18 protein-coding genes are annotated in these 22,344 nt (G+C 32.9%); 11 read left to right on the top strand and 7 right to left on the bottom strand.

Translation table 11 applies throughout. The annotated features are described in order from the left end of the window. The first annotated feature begins 59 nt into the window (after positions 1-59). Complete coding sequence (locus ROY99_03890; GenBank protein MDT3695509.1) at positions 60-1,871, top strand: right-handed parallel beta-helix repeat-containing protein; 1,812 nt, start codon at positions 60-62, stop codon at positions 1,869-1,871. Positions 1,872-1,921: 50 nt separating this feature from the next. On the opposite strand, the gene ROY99_03885 is transcribed toward ROY99_03890, so the two are convergent. From ROY99_03885 to ROY99_03870, 4 genes are all read right to left on the bottom strand, one after another. Beyond that, positions 1,922-2,611 (bottom strand): hypothetical protein, encoded by a 690-nt coding sequence (locus ROY99_03885; protein ID MDT3695508.1) that lies wholly within the window; start codon positions 2,609-2,611, stop codon positions 1,922-1,924. A 358-nt stretch (positions 2,612-2,969) separates the two neighbouring features. Then, on the bottom strand, positions 2,970-3,854 hold the full coding sequence (locus tag ROY99_03880; protein ID MDT3695507.1) for a radical SAM protein: 885 nt from the start codon (positions 3,852-3,854) through the stop codon (positions 2,970-2,972). Between the two features lie 5 nt (positions 3,855-3,859). Next, positions 3,860-4,405 carry a GyrI-like domain-containing protein gene (locus ROY99_03875; GenBank protein ID MDT3695506.1) on the bottom strand — a complete coding sequence of 182 codons (546 nt, stop codon included), beginning with the start codon at positions 4,403-4,405 and terminating at the stop codon, positions 3,860-3,862. Between the two features lie 55 nt (positions 4,406-4,460). Beyond that, on the bottom strand, positions 4,461-6,650 hold the full coding sequence (locus ROY99_03870) for a DUF5916 domain-containing protein (GenBank protein MDT3695505.1): 2,190 nt from the start codon (positions 6,648-6,650) through the stop codon (positions 4,461-4,463). A 279-nt stretch (positions 6,651-6,929) separates the two neighbouring features. Here ROY99_03870 and ROY99_03865 point away from each other — a divergent pair, with 279 nt between their 5' ends. The 10 genes from ROY99_03865 (at position 6,930) to ROY99_03820 (ending at position 18,321) form a co-directional block, all read left to right on the top strand. Next, positions 6,930-8,105, top strand: coding sequence for a hypothetical protein (locus tag ROY99_03865; protein MDT3695504.1), 1,176 nt, complete (start codon positions 6,930-6,932; stop codon positions 8,103-8,105). A gap of 208 nt (positions 8,106-8,313) precedes the next feature. Beyond that, complete coding sequence (locus ROY99_03860) at positions 8,314-9,396, top strand: hypothetical protein (protein MDT3695503.1); 1,083 nt, start codon at positions 8,314-8,316, stop codon at positions 9,394-9,396. A 155-nt stretch (positions 9,397-9,551) separates the two neighbouring features. Continuing rightward, the gene (locus ROY99_03855) at positions 9,552-9,827 is read left to right on the top strand and encodes a hypothetical protein (protein MDT3695502.1); all 276 of its coding nucleotides are present in this window, start codon (positions 9,552-9,554) and stop codon (positions 9,825-9,827) included. 62 nt (positions 9,828-9,889) lie between these two features. Then, the gene (locus ROY99_03850) at positions 9,890-10,216 is read left to right on the top strand and encodes a transposase (protein ID MDT3695501.1); all 327 of its coding nucleotides are present in this window, start codon (positions 9,890-9,892) and stop codon (positions 10,214-10,216) included. Continuing rightward, complete coding sequence (locus tag ROY99_03845) at positions 10,213-11,172, top strand: IS3 family transposase (protein MDT3695500.1); 960 nt, start codon at positions 10,213-10,215, stop codon at positions 11,170-11,172. The genes ROY99_03850 and ROY99_03845 overlap by 4 nt, the downstream gene beginning before the upstream one ends. A gap of 285 nt (positions 11,173-11,457) precedes the next feature. After that, positions 11,458-12,546: a PQQ-binding-like beta-propeller repeat protein gene (locus ROY99_03840; protein ID MDT3695499.1), complete on the top strand. Its 1,089-nt coding sequence runs from the start codon at positions 11,458-11,460 to the stop codon at positions 12,544-12,546. 12 nt (positions 12,547-12,558) lie between these two features. Beyond that, complete coding sequence (locus ROY99_03835; GenBank protein ID MDT3695498.1) at positions 12,559-13,311, top strand: hypothetical protein; 753 nt, start codon at positions 12,559-12,561, stop codon at positions 13,309-13,311. Beyond that, positions 13,211-14,401, top strand: coding sequence for a T9SS type A sorting domain-containing protein (locus ROY99_03830; protein ID MDT3695497.1), 1,191 nt, complete (start codon positions 13,211-13,213; stop codon positions 14,399-14,401). Before ROY99_03835 ends, ROY99_03830 begins: the two co-directional genes overlap by 101 nt. A 349-nt stretch (positions 14,402-14,750) precedes the next feature. Beyond that, positions 14,751-16,379, top strand: coding sequence for a T9SS type A sorting domain-containing protein (locus ROY99_03825; protein ID MDT3695496.1), 1,629 nt, complete (start codon positions 14,751-14,753; stop codon positions 16,377-16,379). 349 nt (positions 16,380-16,728) lie between these two features. Next, positions 16,729-18,321: a T9SS type A sorting domain-containing protein gene (locus tag ROY99_03820; GenBank protein MDT3695495.1), complete on the top strand. Its 1,593-nt coding sequence runs from the start codon at positions 16,729-16,731 to the stop codon at positions 18,319-18,321. A gap of 114 nt (positions 18,322-18,435) precedes the next feature. Here the strand turns inward: ROY99_03820 and ROY99_03815 are convergent, their stop codons facing one another. The 3 genes from ROY99_03815 to ROY99_03805 form a co-directional block, all read right to left on the bottom strand. Continuing rightward, on the bottom strand, positions 18,436-19,296 hold the full coding sequence (locus tag ROY99_03815; GenBank protein MDT3695494.1) for a sigma-70 family RNA polymerase sigma factor: 861 nt from the start codon (positions 19,294-19,296) through the stop codon (positions 18,436-18,438). A 140-nt stretch (positions 19,297-19,436) separates the two neighbouring features. Then, a complete protein-coding gene (locus tag ROY99_03810; protein ID MDT3695493.1) occupies positions 19,437-20,837 on the bottom strand; it encodes an MBL fold metallo-hydrolase in 1,401 nt (466 codons plus the stop codon). Positions 20,838-20,849: 12 nt separating this feature from the next. Continuing rightward, positions 20,850-22,265 carry a hypothetical protein gene (locus tag ROY99_03805; GenBank protein ID MDT3695492.1) on the bottom strand — a complete coding sequence of 472 codons (1,416 nt, stop codon included), beginning with the start codon at positions 22,263-22,265 and terminating at the stop codon, positions 20,850-20,852. Positions 22,266-22,344 lie beyond the last annotated feature (79 nt).

Here is a 22,344-nt window from a genome sequence, read left to right as displayed (position 1 = left end):
TGACAAAGACAAAAACTAAAATTTCTTAAACAATATTTAATAACAAAAAGGAGTTTCCAGTGCAAAAATTATTTTTACTTTTTATTTTAATTTCTTCACAAATGTTTGCGCAATATATAACCCCAAATACCAGTGTTAATTGGGGGCTTGATGATCTTGTTGCAAATTCTGGCGGAGTTGTAACCGGTTCATTTCCTATTTACACAATTAGCGCTAAAGTAACTATTGCGGAAAATGACAGAGTTTTTATAAACCCTGGTACAACTGTTCTCTTTTCTGGTTCTACATCCGGTTTTGATATAAACGGAAAATTTTGGGCGGTTGGTACCGCGGCTGATTCAATTATATTTTCATCATTAACTCAAGATTCAACCGGCGGCGCATACAATGGTTTTAATTTTCTGAATCCTTCAGTGGATTCTGCATGTGCAATTAGTTATGCAAGGATTGAGTATGCTTCTTATGGTTTTAGATGTTCAGGTGCAAGTCCAACATTATCAAATTCGTATTTATGGAAATGCAGAAGAAGTATTTATCTCCAATCCGGTTCTAATCCAATAATTTCTCATAACAGAATAGAAAGAACTTTTGAGTATGGAATTTATGTAACCACCGGAAGCTCTCCGTTAATTGAATGGAATGAACTTATTAATAATAACTCTCAGAATGCCAGCCCCAAAAATCAGATTACTGTTGGAACTCAAAACAATAATTCACCAACTATCAGACACAATATTATCCGCGGTGGTATGTTTAACAGAACAGGCGGAATCAGCATATCAACTTTGATTAGCGGTTCTTCCTCGTCATCTGAAATTGCATTTAATGAAATTTATAATAACAGCTTCGGCATAACAATGACCGGCAACAATCCAATTACCTGTTATGTTCATGATAATATTATATATAATAACAATATAAATCCTGATGTTATGGCTGCCGGCAGCGGAATAAATACCTTCGGTACTGCTGTGGTTGCACCAATAATTTCCAGAAATCGAATTTATGGTAACTGGTGGGGAGTTACTATTCAGGTTGGAATAAGCGGACAGCCCGCTGCTAAACCTAATCTTGGTAATATTGAAAACCCGGATACAACTGATGATGGATTAAATATTATTTATGGCAATGTTCAAGGCTCTAACGTTTATGATTTATATAACAATACACCTGATCCGATTTATGCACAAAACAATGATTGGGGTGTTTATGATTCAGCATCAATTGAAGATCATATTTTCCATTTCGCAGATGATACAACGCTTGGCCTGGTAAAATTTATGCCGTTCTCAAATTCTATTCCTGTTGAGTTAACATCGTTTACTGCGCAGATTGTAAATGAGTATGTAAGACTTGATTGGATTACAGCAACTGAACTTAATAATTCTGGATTTCAGGTTGAAAGAAGAGAAGCGAAAAACGAGAGAAGTGGTGATTGGAATAATATTGGTTTTGTAAATGGTAACGGTACAATAACAGAATCACAAGCATATTCTTTTGTTGATAAGAATTTAGAAACGGGAGAATATCAATACAGGTTAAAGCAAATTGATTTTGCCGGCACTTACAAGTATTCAGATATTATAGAAGTTAATTTTGTTTTACCTCTTGGGTTTTCTGTGGATCAGAATTATCCAAACCCTTTTAATCCAAGTACTAAAATCAGCTATCAATTACCTGTAAACGGTAATGTAACATTAAAAGTATATGATATACTTGGGAATGAAGTTGCAAAGCCTATAGATGAATTTAAACCAGCCGGAAGATATGAATTTAATTTTGATGCTTCAGGTTTATCAAGCGGTGTTTATTTTTATAAAATAACCTCAGGTAAATTTGTTGAAACCCGCAAAATGCTGCTGATGAAATAATTTTTTAATGAGAGTCATCCTGATTACAAGGATGGCTCTCAACTTTAACACTAAAGACCAAAACTTAATCCGGCCATAAACCTTACTTCATATTTAGGAAGATTAACTGATTTTGCTGCATCATCGTAGGTGTACCCTTGTCTTCCGTTAATATCAGTTCCATCGGGCATATAAAATGAATCGTGTCCGCCAACTTTATTGCTAAAGTAATAATCGAACCCGCCTGAGACAACAAAACTTAAAGTCGGATTAATACCGAAATACAAATCTAATCCTGTTCCTAATCCAAACTGAGATGCTGTAATATCAAAAAACTCATTGCCTCCGATAAATTCAAATGTTGATGTCAGCATTGAGTAACGCGGTCCAATATATAATAAAGACTTCCTGATTGAGAACAGATTAACAGGCACAGCAAAGTCTAATCTAAAATCGATTGTATGTCCGGATTTATCAGGATCTCCGTTTGTATTATCATTTATAAAAATCTTTCTTGCATCCCAGGGATTGCCTGCATTTCTAACATTATAGCCGGCACTTAATCTTATTGATAAGGGTATATCATAAGTGAACTCAGAAATAGTTCCTGAAACATTAACACCAAAATTTCTTGTATATCCTACCAGAACACCAAATGAATATTTAGGATTTGCAGCTAAAGGCGGAACTGTTTGCGGATAAATTTCGCACACGATTATAAACAACATTACATTAACTAATAAATAAATTTTTCGAGGCATTATTTAACTCCCTTGATTTATAATTTGATAAACTATTGAATTTCCATTTAGAAAATTATTTTATCAAATTTTGTACAACTGACTGGCTGTTAAATAATTATGTTTTGGCGGTTAAATGCATTAATTGTCGCCAAAATTTACACGTGGATAAGAAAAAAACAGCTTTACATTATAAACATTTAACGACTAACTTGACGCATAAAAAAAATGTTTCGTTAACCGGTTATGTTTATGAAACGTTTGGCATTACAAAGCGATTTACTATCGAGTTATAACTACTTTTGATACGAGCTGAAACTCTTGATAAACCACTGAATGCAAAATGTTTTTTTTCACGATGTTGAGCCGCAGTACTTTTTCAATCTTTATGTATTTTTTCTTTCAATGGTTTAATATAACTATTTGAAATTCCGTATTTCTCACGTAATGGATTAACTATCTCATTATACAATTTTTCTTTGTATGATTTTTCTGCTCCTCCTGTTTTATATAGAATTTTCATATTCTCGTATTTATCTGAATATTGGTCTTTAATAAATTCAAAGAATACCTTTCTCGTTGCTCCTCGTAAATACAAAGTTCCAGGCAGCATATAATGAACGTTAGAAGCCCTTGCTTCTGAACATAAACTTTCAATGTTTGAATAGCTATCTGTTATGTAAGGAATTATTGGCATTGTATGTAATCCAACAGAGACATTAGTTTTTCTAAACTCTTTCAGCATCTTAAATCTCTCTATACTTGGGCTGCCATAAGGTTCAATCTTTTTACGGTCATCTTCGTTCATTGTCGTTATTGTTGATGCAATATTTACATAGGTAAGTTTTGACAATTCAGCAATTAAATCAAAGTCTCGAAGAATTAAATCTGATTTGGTTGAAATTATAGCTGGTGTCTTATGTTTAATTAAAACCTTCAAAACCTGAGGCATAATTTTCATTTTCTCCTCAGCTTTTTGGTAACTATCAGTCACACCGCCAATATTTATTATTTCTCTATTCCATTTTGGATTACTTAATTCTTTATCAAGAAGTTCGGCAATATTTAATTTTGCAAAAACTTTTGAAAAGCCTTGTTCTTTTAAAAAGTCGTGAGAATTAATCGCATAACAATATTTGCAATTATGACTGCACCCCCTGTATATATTCAAATCCCAGCCGTAAGGAATTTTTCTCTTTAATTTATTCAGTGCACTTGTGCAGATTATTTCTGTTATGTTATTTTCAGAAACAACTGTATCCATGCTCTTTACTCTATAATTTCTTTTCTATAAACTATTTTCCTGTTTGGAACATCGTATATTTCCATCACAGAACCTTCATTTTTATAACCATTATATTCCACATATTTTTCAATTGCAGGATATACTTTCATTATGCCAAACAAAATGGATAATTTTCCTTTACTTGGGAATTCGGCAACTATATATGACCTTTCTGGAAATGTTTTTGTACTTAACTCTTCAGCAATCTGAGTTAATTTAGAACTGTCCTTATCTTCGACAATACAACCAATATCTGAACGCAATTTACTTTTTTCCACTACTTTCGGGTTATCATAGTAAATTCCAAACCCTTTGCAGGTATCAATAGCATAGTTGTTAAGTAATGAATAATAAATTTCATCCATTAGCTTTGCACTTTTTGCATAATCACCTGTCATTTGTTTATATGCCAGTTTTTCTCCTCCTTGTTTCTCAATCCGACAAGTTACTTTAATCAATCCTCCATAGTAAACAAATACAATCGCAAATATTCCTAAAATCGCTACGATAATAATTAATGTAATGTTCATACTTTACCCTTTTTTATATGATAGTCTTTTTTCTTAGCATGCGGCACAACTGAGATTAGAAGTAATACAAATACTTAATCTTAAACACTCCTGCGCGGTCCGTTGTGTGCATTCTGCTTGGAAGCAAGTTGTTGTTTGAATCGTATTCATCGCTTCTATCGCGGAATTCGTTTATTGCAAGATAAATCCAGCTCTTTGGTAAAAAGTTCCAGCTGAATAAAAATCCGCCGATAATTCTTTCCATTCTATTTGTTGATCTGACAAAAACATTATCAACATAAACCCTGAAGTTTAAATTGTTAATCGGTGTTAATGAAAAAAACGGACGTGCATTGTATGTAATATCTTCAATGTTACCGTCGGGATTATTTTCAATAAACATATCGTAAGAGGTTCCCACAGTTAAAATATTCAGTGCTTTCCAGCTAGCCGAGAATCCAACCCAGGAATAAGCTGCAAGATAATTTCTGTTAAAGTTAAAAGTTTTTTGATAACCTCCCCAAAGATTTCCACTCCAGATTTGCGAGACATCAAACCAGGAACTAAAATTTAAACTATAAGAATTATAAAAAATTCCTTCGTCTTTACTCTTACCAAAATCAGTATTAATCTCATAACCCCATCCATCCCGAAACTGCATATTAAAACCAATAACTCCTGAATAATCAGTATATAGATCAGCATGTTCATAATTGATTGAAGAACCTAGATACAAAAACATATTTCTTATTACACCACTTTCAAGATACCATATCGGTCCGGTTAGAATTACAGAATTAAGAGTTCCTCTCCATGGAACAAATCCCACCTCGCTTATATTAAATTTATTTCCTATTGCCCTAAACCTGAATAAGTTCGCCCAGCTTTTGCTCATATTTCTAAAACCAATAGAAGCCGCATAATCACCCTTGCTGTTTTCAAAAGATCTTGCAAATTGATAAGCAAGCTGCCAATCAGAACCGCGAAATGCACCATCAATATCTATTACACCGTATGTATTATCATTTGTTTGTTTACCAACCATCAGCAAACCAATTGATGAATTTTCTAAAATCTTCTTTTTAAGTCTTGCTGAGCCAAAGTAAGCTTGTTCTTCCGTTAACTGCTGATTGTTGAATATATAATTTTCTTTTCCGGTTAGTGCAACAAATCCGCCATACTCCCAATCATCATATCTGCCAAAAGCCTTAGTGCCAAAGATCAATGGAACTTCTTTTCCGCCCGGTAGAAGTTTACCAATTCTTCTTGAATAGAAAAGCTCTAACGGGCTATAAAAACCTGAACTTCTTTCTTTACCTGATGGATTAAAAACTTCGTTGCCTTCTGTAAAGAATGGTCGTCTTTCAGAAAAGTAACTCTCGTAACGACTTATATTAAACGAAAAAGGGTCTGCTTCCACCTGAGCAAAATCAGGGTTAGCAGTAAATAAAAATGTAAGTCGTTCGGATGGATTGTAAAAAACATCTAAGCCTGCATTAGGGTCAAATTTGTATTTGTTATTACCGAGATAAGTTGTCTTTGCAATTCCAACAGGATAAATCTCTAAATTGATTCCGGTTATTGTTGGTTTAAAATCTTCAAAAATAAGTTTACCGAATTTAGAAATTCTTTGTCCTTCGCTTTGTTCATACTCGCACCAGTAAATATCTTCTTTATTGTAAGATCGCCAGCGGTCAAAGTCCAATCCCCACTCAGTAAGATTTTTATCATACTTAATTGATTTATAAGGAATTCTAATTTCTACCACATAACCCCAATCATAAATTTGTGAAGCGGCATCCCAGATTCCATCCCAGCTGTAATCACGGTTGCGTGCATCATCAAGCATTCGGGAATCGGACTTAACACCGGATGCATTGACAGCAAACTTGTAAGCAGTTTGCTTGTCGCCAAAAGTATCGAGCATCATTGAAACAATATCTCCTGTATATGCATCGTGTAAGCCTGCATTTGCCTGGATGTTGTTTTTATCATCATAACAGATCATTAGACAATAAATTGCTTCATCTGTTGTTAAAACTTTTGCAACTGTTTTTACAGATGTTGGCTGATTAAAAAAAGGATCTAATTGAAAAAAGCTTGTTGTTGAATCAGCGTAATTCCAAACATCATCAACTACTCCATCTATATTTATTTCTTTGTCAATTTTAATAAGAGTTAATGACTTATTTTCGTTCTTGCTTCCTTCGCTTGCAAGAAGAAAAGTTGAGAATGTTAAAATGAAAAGTGATATAAGTTTATTCATAAAGTAAGTGCTTTTAAACTTTAGATTGATTTTAACTGCCGAAAGTTACTTTATTAGTGAGTTTTTATTTGGAATTTTATATGAGCGGTAAATATTTTTTATGAATGATATAATTAGGTTATACTTTGCTTAGCAAAATATATTACTGCATTTGAAGCTATTACCTGTTAAGTAAATAATTTTTTACCGACACAATTTGTTTGGCTTTGAATTTGATTTTTTTTTTCAATTATATTTATAGCATAAAAATTACTTTATAAAAACTGCTCGGAGGGCACAATGAGTAAAAAAAAATTTTTCTTCGCGGTCAAATATTATAGCTTTTACAGAATTTGTTTGGGAATGATTTTCATCGCAGTGCTGTTTATAATCTTTGCATCTTGTGATGATTTGGAAAATATCTATGTTCCACCTCTACAACCATTACCAGAAAATGCAGCAATTTTCTTATCTATAGATGGTACAAAGGGAGGTCTTAGGATTTATAATGCTAACTCATTTCAGCTAATGGATAGTCTAATTACCACTCCAGCTGCACCTTGGAATGTTGAGTTTTCACCTGAGAACGATAGACTATATTCAATTTGGCATGGGTCGCCAAGTTACATACATGATTTATATGAAATAGGTTTAAAACCATTAAGAATAAATCGGTATATTAGACTATTTCCCGGTTACTATGCACTTACAATGAATAGTAATAATAATTTACTCATTGCTTTTGGAAGTAAAGGAATTCAAGTTTACGATAGAACGTCAATGAGTTTCTTAACACAAGATACGATTTCAATTGGGGAAACCAACACAGGAATTGCCGCTGCTAATATCTATAATATAGTTTATTATCCAATGTATGATATTAATAATAATTTAATTGGTTTTGGAATTTTTGATTTAGACTTATTTAAAACTGTCGATTCAATAGTTGTGTTTAAAAATTTAAGTTATTCAGGATTAGCTAACTCAGATATTTTAATATCTAAAGACGATAAATATCTTTTTTGTACTGCTTGGAACTGGCGAGGGTTAGGAGGGTATGGTTCTTTTTTTGTAATTGATCTACTTAAAAAAACAATTATCAAAGAATTTGAAGTTGGTGCATTTTCAAAATTAGCAATGAGTCCTGATGGTAATTCAATTTATATAAGTGATCCGGGAGGGTATCTTTATGGTTTTGCAAGTACTGGCAAGGTGTGGAAATATGATGTAAAAATGAATTCAAATAGTGTATTAATAAATGATTTATACTATTCTGATAAAATTGCAGTTGCTAAGGATAATAGAACATTGTTCATTACTCCTGTTGTTTCTTTTCAGATGAAGGATGGAAACAAAGCATGTGTTGTAAAAGTTGATGCATTAAATGGAAAAATCGTTGATTATTTGACAGTAACATATGACTCAGCAAATTATTTTTCAAACCTACCTAGAAATATTAAAGTTGGGGAATACTAAAGTTTTTAAGAAAGGAGGATTTTTATGACTGGAAAATAAATACCGTCAATGTGTTTGCCCACATTGACGGCGAGATAACAAACAACTTAGCACTTGGATTGATGTTGTATTGAAACAACAATATGCTGTTTTGTTTGTAGAGTAAACTTAATAAATATGTAGTCTTTTTTCAATCCAAAGAACTACTTAATAAAATGGAGAATAAAAGATGAAAAATTTAATAATATTCTTGTTTTTATTTGTAACTTTTTTTGTACAAGCTCAAAACTATAATAATAACGATCACTTTTGGATCGGTGATAAATTAGTAAATATTACAAATGATAAATCATCTATTGTGATAATTTTTAGACAAGATAAAATTGCACTAAATCAACCGCAACTATATAAAAATTTACCAAACATTTCAGAGTTTAAAATTTCAGATGATCAAAGAACAGTAATAATCACATATAGTAAAGAACAAAATAAAAGTGAAATAGAGATTATTGAGAGTATTGGAATGAATATTGAAAATATTGAATGGTATTCCCAACAATCTGGTTTTTGGCTAATAAACACTGATGGAACAAATATGCGCAGGATATTACCTTATAAACTTTTAAATCCTGTTTGGTCACCTGATGGGGAATGGATAGCATTTGTAGTACCAATAGGGGATGAGCGGCATATCTTTAAAATGAAATTTAATGGTGAAACATTTGATACTACGACAATTATGCAATTGATGATTGAAGGACGAAATTTTTTACCAAGCTGGAGTCCGGATGGACAGTGGATTGCTTATGATTCAAATACCGACAGCCCTAATGGAATGCAATTTATTTGGAAAATGAAATCAGATGGTTCTCAAAAAACCAGAATAGCCTATGATCCCAATAAAGGTGAAATAAGAATGCCAAGTTGGACAATAGATAACAATAAAATAGCTCATACAAGATATATTGGAGTCGGCGCACCTGAAATATTTGTAATGGATAAAAACGGAAATAATATAAGTAGATTAACAAACAACACTTTAGATGACAGTTGTCCACAAGATGTTTATGAAAAGAAAATTACATTTTGGAGTGCAGGTTGTCTATGGATAATGGACTCATTGGGCACAAATCAAAAACTACTTTCTGATCAGCTAATGGATTACTTATATAGTATTTCCCCTATTCGTGATAAAGTGGTTTATTTGGTAAATAATAATTCTTGGACGTATGAAAATGGAACATTGTGGATTTTGGATTTAATAACAGGGGGAAAAAGACAATTAACTTTTAATCCTAAACCGAATAAATAAGGAGGTGATACCAATGGACAGTTTATAAAGTAGCCCCCTAAGACAGTACCATTAAAATTTCTCCGGCAAGAGACATCATTAAGGAAACTTATCCTTTGAGGGCTGTAATCAATAAATAAGTAAAATATTGATCAAATTTTATAAGGGAACTTGATATGAAAAATCAATTATATAAAATCATTATACCTCTATTTGCATATTTTTTCTGTGCAAATTCATTTGCACAATCATCTACGATAACATACAATATACCAGACTGGAATGTTAGCGGTAATCTTATAGTTGAACCAACACCGGAAACCGATCCGACAACCAAGGCAGAATACACTAAATTAGTATTTAAGAACAAAAATGATGAAATCATTTATGAACTTTCACCCAGTACTATTGATAAACTTATAATTAAAATTCAAAACATAAAGAAGATGTAACGCTTCAGAAGGAAATGGAATTTTATAATTTTGTGTAATGTAAAAATAGAAAGGAAATTCTAATGTCCGAAACAAAAAGAGAAAGAAAACATTACTCCCCGGATCAGAAAGTTCTTATCCTTAGAGAACTTCTTGAAAACAATCTTCCCATCAGCCAGCTTGCTGAAAAGTACCAGGTTCACCCTAACGACATCTATAACTGGAAGAAAAAACTCTTTGAATATGCTAAAGATATTTTTCAGAGTAAATCAGTTAATCAGAAACAAACCTCCCTGGAACAGAAAAAGATTGAAAAGCTTCAGTCTAAATTAAGAGATCGTGAGGAGGCGATAGCCTTTCTGCTTAAAGAAAACATCGAAATAAAAAAAAGTATAGATGGGGAGATATGAACAGAAAGTGGGTTGAACCTGACGTAAGAGATAATGTTGTGGAGTTTGTAAACTTCATAAGACTCAAGACTGATATTCCGCTTAAAGGCATCACTCCTCTTTTAGGCATTAGTTCCAGTAAATATTATTCCTGGATTGAGAGGAAAGGAGTAAAAAATAACCATAACGGAAAGACTTCCAAGGAACATTGGTGCCTGGACTGGGAGAAGAAAGCCATTATTGTCTATGCTAAAGTTCATCCCGTAGAAGGTTACAGACGCCTTACTTACAAGATGATTGATGATAATGTTGTTGCTGTTTCGCCTGCTACTACTTACAGAATACTTAAAGCTGCCGGCTTACTTAACAGGTGGAATAAAGTTAAAAGATCTTCTAAAGGAGGTGGCTTTGATCAGCCAACAGCTCCTCACCAGCACTGGCATACCGATATTAAGTATGTTAACTATCACGGAACTTTTCTGTTTCTTATTTCTGTTATTGATGGTTACTCACGATATATAGTTCATCACGAACTAAGACGAAGTATGCAACAGTTTGATGTTCAGTTAACCTTGCAGAGAGCTTTAGAGAAGTACCCCGGCACAAAGCCAAGAATCATTTCAGATAATGGTCCTCAGTTTATTTCCAAAGACTTTGCTGAATATCTGAAGCTTCTAGGACTTCAGCATATAAGAACCTCTGTTGCTTATCCTCAGAGTAATGGCAAGATCGAACGATACCATAGAACTATTCATCAGGACTGCTTAATGAAAACCTCTTTAATCAATCTTGATGATGCACGCAAACAGATTTCATCTTATATTGATTACTACAATACTAAAAGACTTCACAGTTCGTTGTTTTATTTAACACCTGAAGATTTTCTTATTGACAGAGTTGAAGAAAAGCTGAAAGTAAGAGAACGAAAACTTAAAGAAGCTAAACTGAAAAGAATTGAGGTTAGATATGCAAGCTAATCTACCTTATTTAGTTAACACCAAATTCCATTTTCCGCTGAACCAATACAAAGAAGTCAAAGTCTAATATTGATAGTAAACGTAAAGCGATTGAAGTTGGTGCTGATGATGAAATCAAACGATTAAATAAATTAAAAAATTTTCTTTATGACAAAGAGAAAATGAACAGGTTTACTGAGAAACTAACAAAACATAAAGAAGCTGGCAATTCAGTACCGTGGTTTGATACAATTGAAACAATTAGAAATATTACTTTAGAAACAAATGGAACAGTAGAGTAGCAAAATGTATTCAAAATTAATTTTTATATATATGCTGTTATGGCTTTTAGGCTGTGATAATCCGATTGAACCTAGTTATAAAAAAGCCGTTTGGATTATTCCACTAGAAGAATCAGCACATTCTCCGATGGTTATGGATGATAGGTATATTTACTTTAATGGTTCTTTTACAAATTTCTATAAAATCGAAAAGGCTAGTGGTAACAAAAGTAAAGTTAATGTTACCCCAACAAACCTTTTCGGTTCGCCATCTCTTTTCGATAGCACTATTTATAATGGCACTCGAGGCGGAGCTCTTCATTCCATTAATCCAAAAACCTTATCAATAATTTGGACTAAATATGGGTTTCAGTGGACGGTAATAACTGCGGCAGATGAATTTGCTTTATATGTTACTGAAGAAAATAGAATTTCTGCATTACAGAAATCTGACGGTAGCTTAATATGGTCAACTGAAATAATTGGTAAGAATTCCTTCAATCCAGAAATTAACTCTGAGAAATTATATTTTGTTACTGGGGCGATGCATAGACAGGATGGTTACTTTTATTGTCTTAATAAATATACTGGTGAAGTGATATTCAGAAAAATCATCCCTTATTATGAAGATAAAAGTCAGTTTGGTGGTTCTGTAACTGGTGTCGGAATTTGGAATAATAACGTTTATGTAAGTTCGGACAATCGGTATTTATACTGTTTTAATAAAGAGACAGGTGATTCAATCTGGACTTATTTAATGGATGCGCCATCCGAAACACCGCCAAGGATTTCTGAAGGTATAGTTTATACAGGTACTTTAAATCGTACTTGTTATGCAATTAATGCTACAAATGGAAATTTTGTCTGGTCTTATCAAACTGTGGGATCAATTAGCAGAATACCGCCCCAGTTTTATGGAGATATGGTCGTATTTATTTCAGGCGCAATTATAATTTGTGATAAAAAAACCGGAAAACTAATACACGATATTTCAAGTCGAACAGGAGATAAATATGATTATTCATCTGTTATTTGGGATGGTGATGGCAAAATGTATTTAACGGCATTTGAAAATCCTGGTGATAACTTTGCAGTTATTGCTTATCAATTTTAGAAAGGGACTAAAATGAAAATATTTATTTTTTTATTAAGTAGTTTTATAATTTATGCTCAGTTTATTTTTGGTCAGAATTATATTTTAGTACACGGCTGGATGAACAATGGAGGTGTTTTTACAAATACAGATGTAAAACAATTGATTCAAAATGAGTTTGGTTATTCATACATCTATCAACCCAACCTAAATGGATCGCAAACGGCTGCAACACAAAGCTTGAATCTAAGGAATTACTTAAACCAGTATAATATTAATTCTGGTATTGCAATTTCATATAGTATGGGTGGTGTTACCACAAGAACACATTTGAAAAGACAATTTGACAATAATCTTTCTCAAAGAATAAATCAGCATTATACTATTGGTTCTCCGCATTTGGGCTCAAAAGTAGCAAATAACAGACCTGAGGCAATTAAGACTCTGATTCTAGGTGCATACTCAATAGTTGCCCCAACAGGTATTTTAATGGATGATCCTTTACAAGGCTTAGGCTTTACTTATGAAACTGGAAGGCACGAACAGTATTGGGTAACAGCCTCTTTACTTTGGGGTGGTAGTTTACTCTCGGATGCGATAGTGTCCTGTTTGTTAGATAGCCCTGGTTTTAATGACTTAAAAACTAACTCACAGGCAATCGCTAATATTAACCAACAAACTAATTATGAAAACAACACTATTAAAGTTGGTATTGCTGCCACCGAGCAAGATCCAATACTTTTTAGAATGCTTGCCCATTCTGACCCCCGGCAAAGATGTAACTGATTATTATTTAATTAACACACCGTTAACACCTGTAAACAACAAATTAAACCTAACAATACACGAACCTCAAACAGAACACACCTGGTTCGATAATGTTAGTTTACTTGAAACCAGAGCTAACCCTGATGAAACCATAGTCGTGAATGATGAAGGACAGGTAATAAACTACAAAGGTATATTACCAGCAAGGATAATGTTAAATGGCAATATAGATGTAACAGAAAACTTGTTATCAATGGATTCAGTTGTAGTTAAACTTTATCCTGGTGATGAAATAACAATAACCAGAAATGCAACCGAAGGAGATGGTGATGTTGTGTTGGGCGGCGAGGAACCAATAATTATCAAAGATCGTCCATCCTTATTACTTAATGTTCTAAAAGAAAGTAAAATAAGCGGTGAAAATGAAAAAACAGTTATTGAAAAAGTACCAATTACAAACTTTTATTTTAGACCAAACAGAAGCATCATAAGCAAAAAGTTAAGAAATCTTCCTACAGGTACAATTCAAATTACAGTTAATAAAGAAATAACATTAGATTACTTTGTCTTTGTAACAGATTTAAGAACAGCAAGAACAAGAGAATTGCCATTAGTTTCTGCTGTTCACAGCGTAAATGGGGATATAAAATCAAAACTAACGGACATAGATCAAAACTATTCTGAGATGTACCCAACTGAAAGAATAGATTTAAGCTTTAGCACAACCATAAACAGCGGCAACAGAGCTTATATTCTAAAAACAGTCGGCAGGTATGAAACTGATACAACTTTCTTGGCAAAACAAAATAATCTTGCAAAACTTAATGAACAGCCAATTATACCAACAGAAAATAAATTATATGATAATTATCCAAATCCATTTAACCCAAGTACAATAATAAAATACTCATTAAAAGATGACGGAAAAGTATCTTTGAAAATATTTAATTCTCTTGGTGAAGAAGTAAGAACATTAGTAAATGAGATAAAACCAGCAGGAAATTATGAAGTTGAATTCAATGCAAGCAATCTTCCAAGTGGTGTTTATATATATAGTATACAAAGTGGTGATTTTGTTTCATCTAAGAAAATGATACTGTTAAAGTAACGATCAATCTATAATCATATATGTTCAATAAATGCATTAATGTTTTAGAAAACTGAACATCCAACATTTAAGAATAATAAGGCGGTCTTTGGATCGCCTTATTTATTTCAATACAAAAAACAGAAAATAAATTACTCTATTGTTATAAAACGATTTAAAAGTATTTTTACCAACGATTATTTAGCTTACATTACTTAAAAGGCTTTGTAAAATATTTTTTCTTTGTAATTCTTTCTTAAGCATAATACATTTTACCCGCCACAATTTGTTACGGCTTTATTTTTAACATAATTTTAAGATACGTTTTAGGCTTAATATTTGTTAGAATAAAATATAGGAGAAGATTGGTATGGAAACTAAAATCAGAACAAGATTTGCTGTACACAAATCATTTAACCCCCATAAGTTAATTCTCTATAGATTTAAGATTCTCATTATACTGATAACCACATTATTAAATTATAAAACTCTCGCACAAACCCCGCAGTGGGAATTTATGGGTTTAGCAGGTGAAGAAATATATGATATTGCAGTAGATGACAGCGGGAATGTTTATGTAGCTTCCTGGACAGGTATTTTTAAATCAACTGATGACGGAGCTTCGTGGGAATTTAAAAATAATGGACTACAAATAGGAGATGTTTACAAGCTTTTTATCGATTATGCAGGAAATATATATTTATGCGGTTCTGCTAATTTTCCGGGTTATGGGTTGTATAAATCAACTGATGGAGGAGAAAATTGGGTAGGATTTGCAGACACATTAAATGGTGGGCCTGTAAATTATTTTGAAGATGTGACCATAATCCCAAATGAGCCGGGTGGTTTTATATATGTAAGTAATTATTACGGTGTTTACAGATCAACCGATGATGGTCAAATGTGGCAGAGTACAAGTTTTACTGACCCCGGAGCCAGAAATATAGGAATAAACACAAATGGCTATATGTTTTTTGGAAATAATTTAGCTTCGTGGTTCGGTATTTATCGTTCTACTGATTTAGGTTTGAACTGGGAAAGACATACATTTCTTGGAGTAAGTTCAATGGTTTATTTAAGAGATGGTTCTGTTCTAACCGGTTGTTATGATCCTGGATCAGGTTCATTTGGGATTTATAAAACTACAAATAATGGTTCAAATTGGATAAATACTAATACAATTTCTGGCCTAGATTATCCAAGTGATTTTGTCTTAGATACTAATGATGACGTTTATGTTTTCATAGGTGGTTTAAATTATGATGGGGTATATCTTTCTTCTAACAATGGTAATTCATGGGCCAATTATGGTCTATCGGGCTACCATCCCGTTACTTGCCTTTCAATTGACTCAAGCGGATATCTTTGGGCTGGTGCACATCAGGAAGGTGTATATAGAACCGAAGGAAGAACCGTACCAGTAGAACTAATTACTTTTTCCGCTTCGGTAAATGAAAATGACGTTATACTAAATTGGACAACAGCAACAGAAATTAATAACCAGGGTTTTGAGATTGAAAGAAGCGAGAAGCTAGAAGTAAGAAATGAGAATACAGATGAAGATTGGGAGAATATAGGTTTTATTAATGGCAATGGAACAACAACAGAAATAAGGCACTATACTTTTATTGACCACGATGTTAATAATGGTTGCTATAATTACCGACTTAAGCAGCTAGATTTTGATGGTTCATTCGAATATTCAAATATAGTAGAAGTTAAAGTTCGAATCCCTTTTGAGTTTTTCCTTTCTCAGAATTATCCCAACCCATTTAATCCAAGTACAATAATAAAATATTCATTAAAGGATGATGGAAAAGTATCTTTGAAAATATTTAATTCTCTTGGTGAAGAAGTAAGAACATTAGTAAATGAGATAAAACCAGCAGGAAATTATGAAGTTGAATTCAATGCAAGCAATCTTCCAAGTGGTGTTTATATATATAGTATACAAAGTGGTGATTTTGTTTCATCTAAGAAAATGATACTGTTAAAGTAACGATCAATCTATAATCATATATGTTCAATAAATGCATTAATGTTTTAGAAAACTGAACATCCAACATTTAAGAATAATAAGGCGGTCTTTGGATCGCCTTATTTATTTCAATACAAAAAACAGAAAATAAATTACTCTATTGTTATAAAACGATTTAAAAGTATTTTTACCAACGATTATTTAGCTTACATTACTTAAAAGGCTTTGTAAAATATTTTTTCTTTGTAATTCTTTCTTAAGCATAATACATTTTACCCGCCACAATTTGTTACGGCTTTATTTTTAACATAATTTTAAGATACGTTTTAGGCTTAATATTTGTTAGAATAAAATATAGGAGAAGATTGGTATGGAAACTAAAATCAGAACAAGATTTGCTGTACACAAATCATTTAACCCCCATAAGTTAATTCTCTATAGATTTAAGATTCTCATTATACTGATAACCACATTATTAAATTATAAAACTCTCGCACAAACCCCGCAGTGGGAATTTATGGGGCTGGCAGGGGAAGAAGTATTTGATATTGCAACTGATGATAGTGGATATATTTACATTGGTTCTAATGGTGGTGTATTTAAAACTACAGATAATGGAGGGACATGGATATTTAAAAATAATGGATTACAAGTTGGATTGATAAACAAAATTTTTATTGATTATGAAGGAAATATTTTTATAGGAGCAACTAGTTTTCCTAATACCGGATGTGGTTTGTATAAATCAACTGATGGGGGTGAATATTGGGCAAAGATAGCAGATACATTAAACAGCAAATTAGTAAATGAATTTTATGATATAACGATAATACCTAATGAAATTGGTGGAATTATGTATGCAAGTAATTATTATGGCATACATAGATCAACTGATAATGGTATTACTTGGCAAAGTACAAATTTTACTGATCCTGGAGCAAGGAATATTGGAAAAAATACAAATGGCTATATGTTTTTTGGAAATGACTTTGCTTCCTGGTTCGGTCTATATCGTTCAACAGATTTAGGATTGAATTGGGACAGACATACATTTCTTGGAGTAACTACATTGGTCTATCTGGCGGGTGGTTCTGTTCTGGCAAGTGCGTATGATCCAGGGTTAGGATCATGCGGGATTTATAAAACAACAGATGATGGATTAAATTGGTTAAATACAAATACCTTTTCAGGCTTATCTTGTCCAATTGATTTCGTAGTATACTCAAATGATGATATCTATGCTAGTGCGGGGTACGTATATCTTACCAATGACAATGGTATTTCATGGTTAAATTACGGATTACCTGGTCAAGGGGCATTTTGGCTTGCTACAGATTTAAGTGGCTATATTTGGTCAGGGAATCATTTAGATGGGGTGTACAGAACTGCAACCAGGATTGTACCAGTAGAACTTTCATCATTTTCTATCGAAGTAATCAATGAAAATGTTTTACTTACTTGGGTTACTGCTACAGAGATGAATAATCAGGGATTTCAAATCGAAAGACGAGAGACGAAAAATGAGGAATGGATAAATATCGGTTTTGTAAATGGAAATGTTACAACAACAGAACCCCAAGCATATTCTTTTGTTGATAAGAATTTAGAAACTGGGAAATATCAATACAGATTAAAGCAAATAGATTTTGATGGGTCATTCGAATACTCAAATATAGTAGAAGTTGAAGTTGGAATCCCTTTTGAGTTTTTCCTTTCTCAAAATTATCCCAATCCATTTAATCCAAGTACAATAATAAAATATTCATTAAAGGATGATGGAAAAGTATCTTTGAAAATATTTAATTCTCTTGGTGAAGAAGTAAGAACATTAGTAAATGAGATAAAACCAGCAGGAAATTATGAAGTTGAATTTAATGCAAGCAATCTTCCAAGCGACGTTTATATTTATCAATTAACAACACCAGGTTTTACTCAAGCACGTAAGATGATTTTAGCAAAGTAGATTAACCTAAAATAGATGACATCCCGATTCATAGGAACGTCATCTCAAAATTCTGAGTTTAAAAAACAAAAGCCCCGGTAAATCGGGGCTTTAAAACCTGAAACGAATTACTTTTTATCCCAAATAAGCTTTCAGTCTGCCGCTTCTTTTTGACTGCCTTAAATTTCTTAAAGCTTTTTCCTTAATCTGTCGTACGCGTTCGCGTGTAAGATTAAATCTTTCGCCAATCTCTTCTAAAGTAGCTGAATGGTCTCCATCAATTCCGAAGTATAATTTTATTACTTCTGCTTCTCTTTCTGAGAGAGTTGAGAGAACATTTGCAACTTCTTTTTTCAAAGACTCGGTCATCAACTTATTATCCGGCAATGGCTGTTCATCATTCGGAAGAATATCTACCAATGAATTTTTTCCATCATCACCTTCTTTTAAAGGCGCATCCATAGATACCTGTCTTCCGGCAATCTGAAGGGCATAGGCAACTTCATCAGAAGTCATATCAAGAATCTGAGCAAGCTCTTCAGTGGTTGGCTTTCTCTCATATTCCTGTTCAAGATCTCTGTAAGCTTTGCTTATTTTAGTAAGATTTCCGACTCTGTTAAGCGGTAATCTTACAACTCTTGATTGATCTGCAATTGCCTGCATAATAGATTGTCTAACCCACCACACAGCATAAGAGATGAATTTAAATCCACGGGTTTCATCAAACCTTTCAGCGGCTTTAATCAATCCGATATTTCCTTCATTGATGAGATCGCCTAAAGATAAGCCCTGATTTTGAAATTGTTTTGCAACACTCACTACAAATCGGAGGTTTGCCTTTATTAATTTTTCCTGGGCTAATCTATCACCTTTTTTAATTCTGATGGCGAGTTCAATCTCATCATCCGATGTAAGAAGATCAACTTTTCCGATTTCCTGTAAATACTGATCTAATGATTTACTTTCACGGTTGGTAAACTGCTTTGTGATCTTCAAGTTTCACATCTCCTTAATTATGATTTTAATTATTTAGTTTTCAAAATGACTCTTCTATATTAGAAGAATCGAAATGTCAAATTTGCAGGAGGCAAATATAACACTTAATTAGATAAATGTAAGTGAAAAAAGTTTCTTTTTTAAAATTTAAATTTTTCACCAGAAGCTGGAAAAAACACGTTTTTATATCCCTTTTGTAACAACTTTTCTCTAAATGGTAATGCCATATCTTCTTCACCGTGTACTAAAAATATGTTCTCTAATGTATCTGTTGAGTTTAGACGCAGATAATCCAACAATTCCTGTTGATCAGCGTGTCCTGAAAAGTAATCCAGTTTTTTAAACTGAGCTTTAACTTCGTACTCCTCTCCAAAAATGTTCACAAATTGATTTCCGTCCATAATCTTACGTGCCAGAGTGTGTCCTGCAGCATAGCCCACAAATAAAATTAAGTTCTTTGAATCTGAAATATTGTGCGCAAGATGATGCAGAATTCTTCCGCCTTCCGCCATTCCTGAGGCAGAGATAATTATCATTGAGCCGGCTTTTTCGTTCAGCTCTTTGGATTCATCAACTTTTTTAATGTACTTGAGTCTGCCAAAACCAAAAGGATCATCTCCATCCTGTAAAAATATTCTGTAAGTTTCCCTATCCAAGCATTCCGGATGAGAACGAAATACTTCAGTTGCATCAACAGCCAACGGAGAATCAACATAAATTGGTATTTCAGGAATTCTATTCTGATCAGATAGTTTATGAAGCATATAGACTATTGTTTGTGTCCTTCCAACAGCAAAAGCAGGAATGATTATTTTACCACCTTTATCAACTGTTTCTCTGATTATAGACGCAAGGTTTTCTGCAACTTCTTCTGCAGGAGAATGAAACCTGTTACCGTAAGTTGATTCCATTATTAAAACATCAAGATCGCGTAAAACATCGGGTGATTTTATTACAGGTGAGTCGGGTCTTCCAATATCACCGGAAAAACCTAAATTAATTTTCTTATTTCCGGATTCTTCTATCTCTAACTGAACTCCCGCAGAACCAAGAATATGTCCCGCATCTCTGAATGTAAATCTAACCCCGGGGAAAAGATCAATCGCTTGATTGTATTGAATGCCAACAAACTGCTGCATTGCCTGCTCAACATCTTCAATGGTATAAAGCGGATCAAGAGACTCTTCATTTTTCTTTTTTCGTTTTTTATTTACGAACTCAATATCTTTTTCCTGCAGCTGTGCCGAATCTCTTAACATTATCTGACAAAGATCGACCGTTGCAGAAGTTGCATAGATTAATCCATTAAAACCTTTACTGACAAGATTTGGTATGTTACCGCTGTGATCAATGTGAGCGTGAGATAATATTAATGCATCAATATCAGATGGATTAAATTTAAAGTTTTTATTTTTCTCGTATGTTTCGCTTCGCTTACCTTGAAATAATCCACATTCGAGCAAAATCTTTTTTCCATTTATATGAAGTAAGTGCTGTGAACCAGTAACAGTTCTTGCACCGCCAATAAATTCTATTTGCAAAATTGTTTTCCTTTAGAATAAAAATAAATTGTCTTTTCTTAAATATTCGGTTTTCTTGTTTTTCTGATTGAAGTCAGTAATAAGTTTATAAACAAGAGGTGTTTTTTCCTTCAACATTTTTATCACATCAGCGTGTAAATTTAATCTGTTGAAGGGAACAGGTTTTATATATTCCTGAATATTTCCCAATGTGCGCCCATATTTGTAATCATAAGTAAAATTTCCAAGTGAGTCTAATTTAACATCATTATTCAAAGTATTTGGTACTGAAATATAAAACTCACTTTTACTCAAATTATTATCACCAAAAAGATTGCTGTTGTTTAAGTATTCATATAATTCTTTTGCTGTGTTAACTGCCGGGTCAACCAATTCAATCGTTGGATACATTAGATCTCTATATACATACTTGCCATTTTCTTTTAGATTATAAAGCTCATTTAATTTATCAGCAAAAATATTTTTGTAAAAAGGATAGTGTGTGCATCCGAGAATTATTGTTTTAAGCGGGTTTGCTGATCTGGAGTTTTTAATCTGTTCAAGTAATGAAACCACATTATAAGTAATATAATTTTCTATTGAGTTAAGTTGAATTTCGGTGGGATTATTTCTTGTACCACTAAATAAAATTTTATTACTATCCCAATCAAAGTTGTAACGATTCAAAATTGTCTTATCAATTTTTGCGTTTTGTAATTTGAAAGAAGGTCCTTTGTACTGACTTCTTAATGTTGTAGCTTTTACATCAATGTAGTCTTTTATCCCATCTACAGCACCAGCCAAACCTACACCCGGCTGCTGATAAATATGTATATTGCCAACAAACTCATTTTCTTCTATATATTTATTTATTGCGTTTACATAGCCATTTGATAAAACAGTTCCTTCTGTAGCCATAACAGCTATGCTGCAGTTTTCATCCTTTCTTATTGATTCAAAAGCACCTTTAACTCCGGCGTTTATTACACCAATTACTTTTAAATCAAGATTAGCAGATTTCAGAAAATCATTAATTTTTTCATAACCGTAAGCCGTTGCAGTGTTACATGCTATTACAATTGCTTTAACAGGAAGCTTATCCGAATTATAATCTGGATTGGAAGCCTTTTCGTAATACTTATTTCCTAACAGAAATTGAACATCCTTAAGAATGTGTTCTAATAAAAGATCCGATTTATTTAACGAAGGATAATTTCCATATGGCATGTTTGCCTGATCGGCTAAATATACAAAACACTCTTTTTCGAAATCTAAAATTCCGTCTGGAGTAATACTCCCTGTCTGATTATTAAATCCATCGTAATTTACAATTGCATCCATTACAGTTAAACCGCCTGTTCCGGAATCAAAAATTCCAATTGGCAGTGTTTTGTTTTTTACCGGGTAGTTTTTAACATCAACAAAATAGAAACTAGATGTATCTGACAATGCGATTTCTACAAGATTCTGTTTTGTGATGGAAGTTTCACTTTTACATTGTAATAAGAGAAATGAGAATAAAAGAAGA

Source organism: Ignavibacterium sp., assembly GCA_032027145.1.
In the GTDB taxonomy this organism is placed as follows: domain Bacteria; phylum Bacteroidota; class Ignavibacteria; order Ignavibacteriales; family Ignavibacteriaceae; genus IGN3.
The sequence above is the reverse complement of the archived record's forward strand: the minus strand, read 5'-3'. Positions and strand labels throughout refer to the sequence as shown.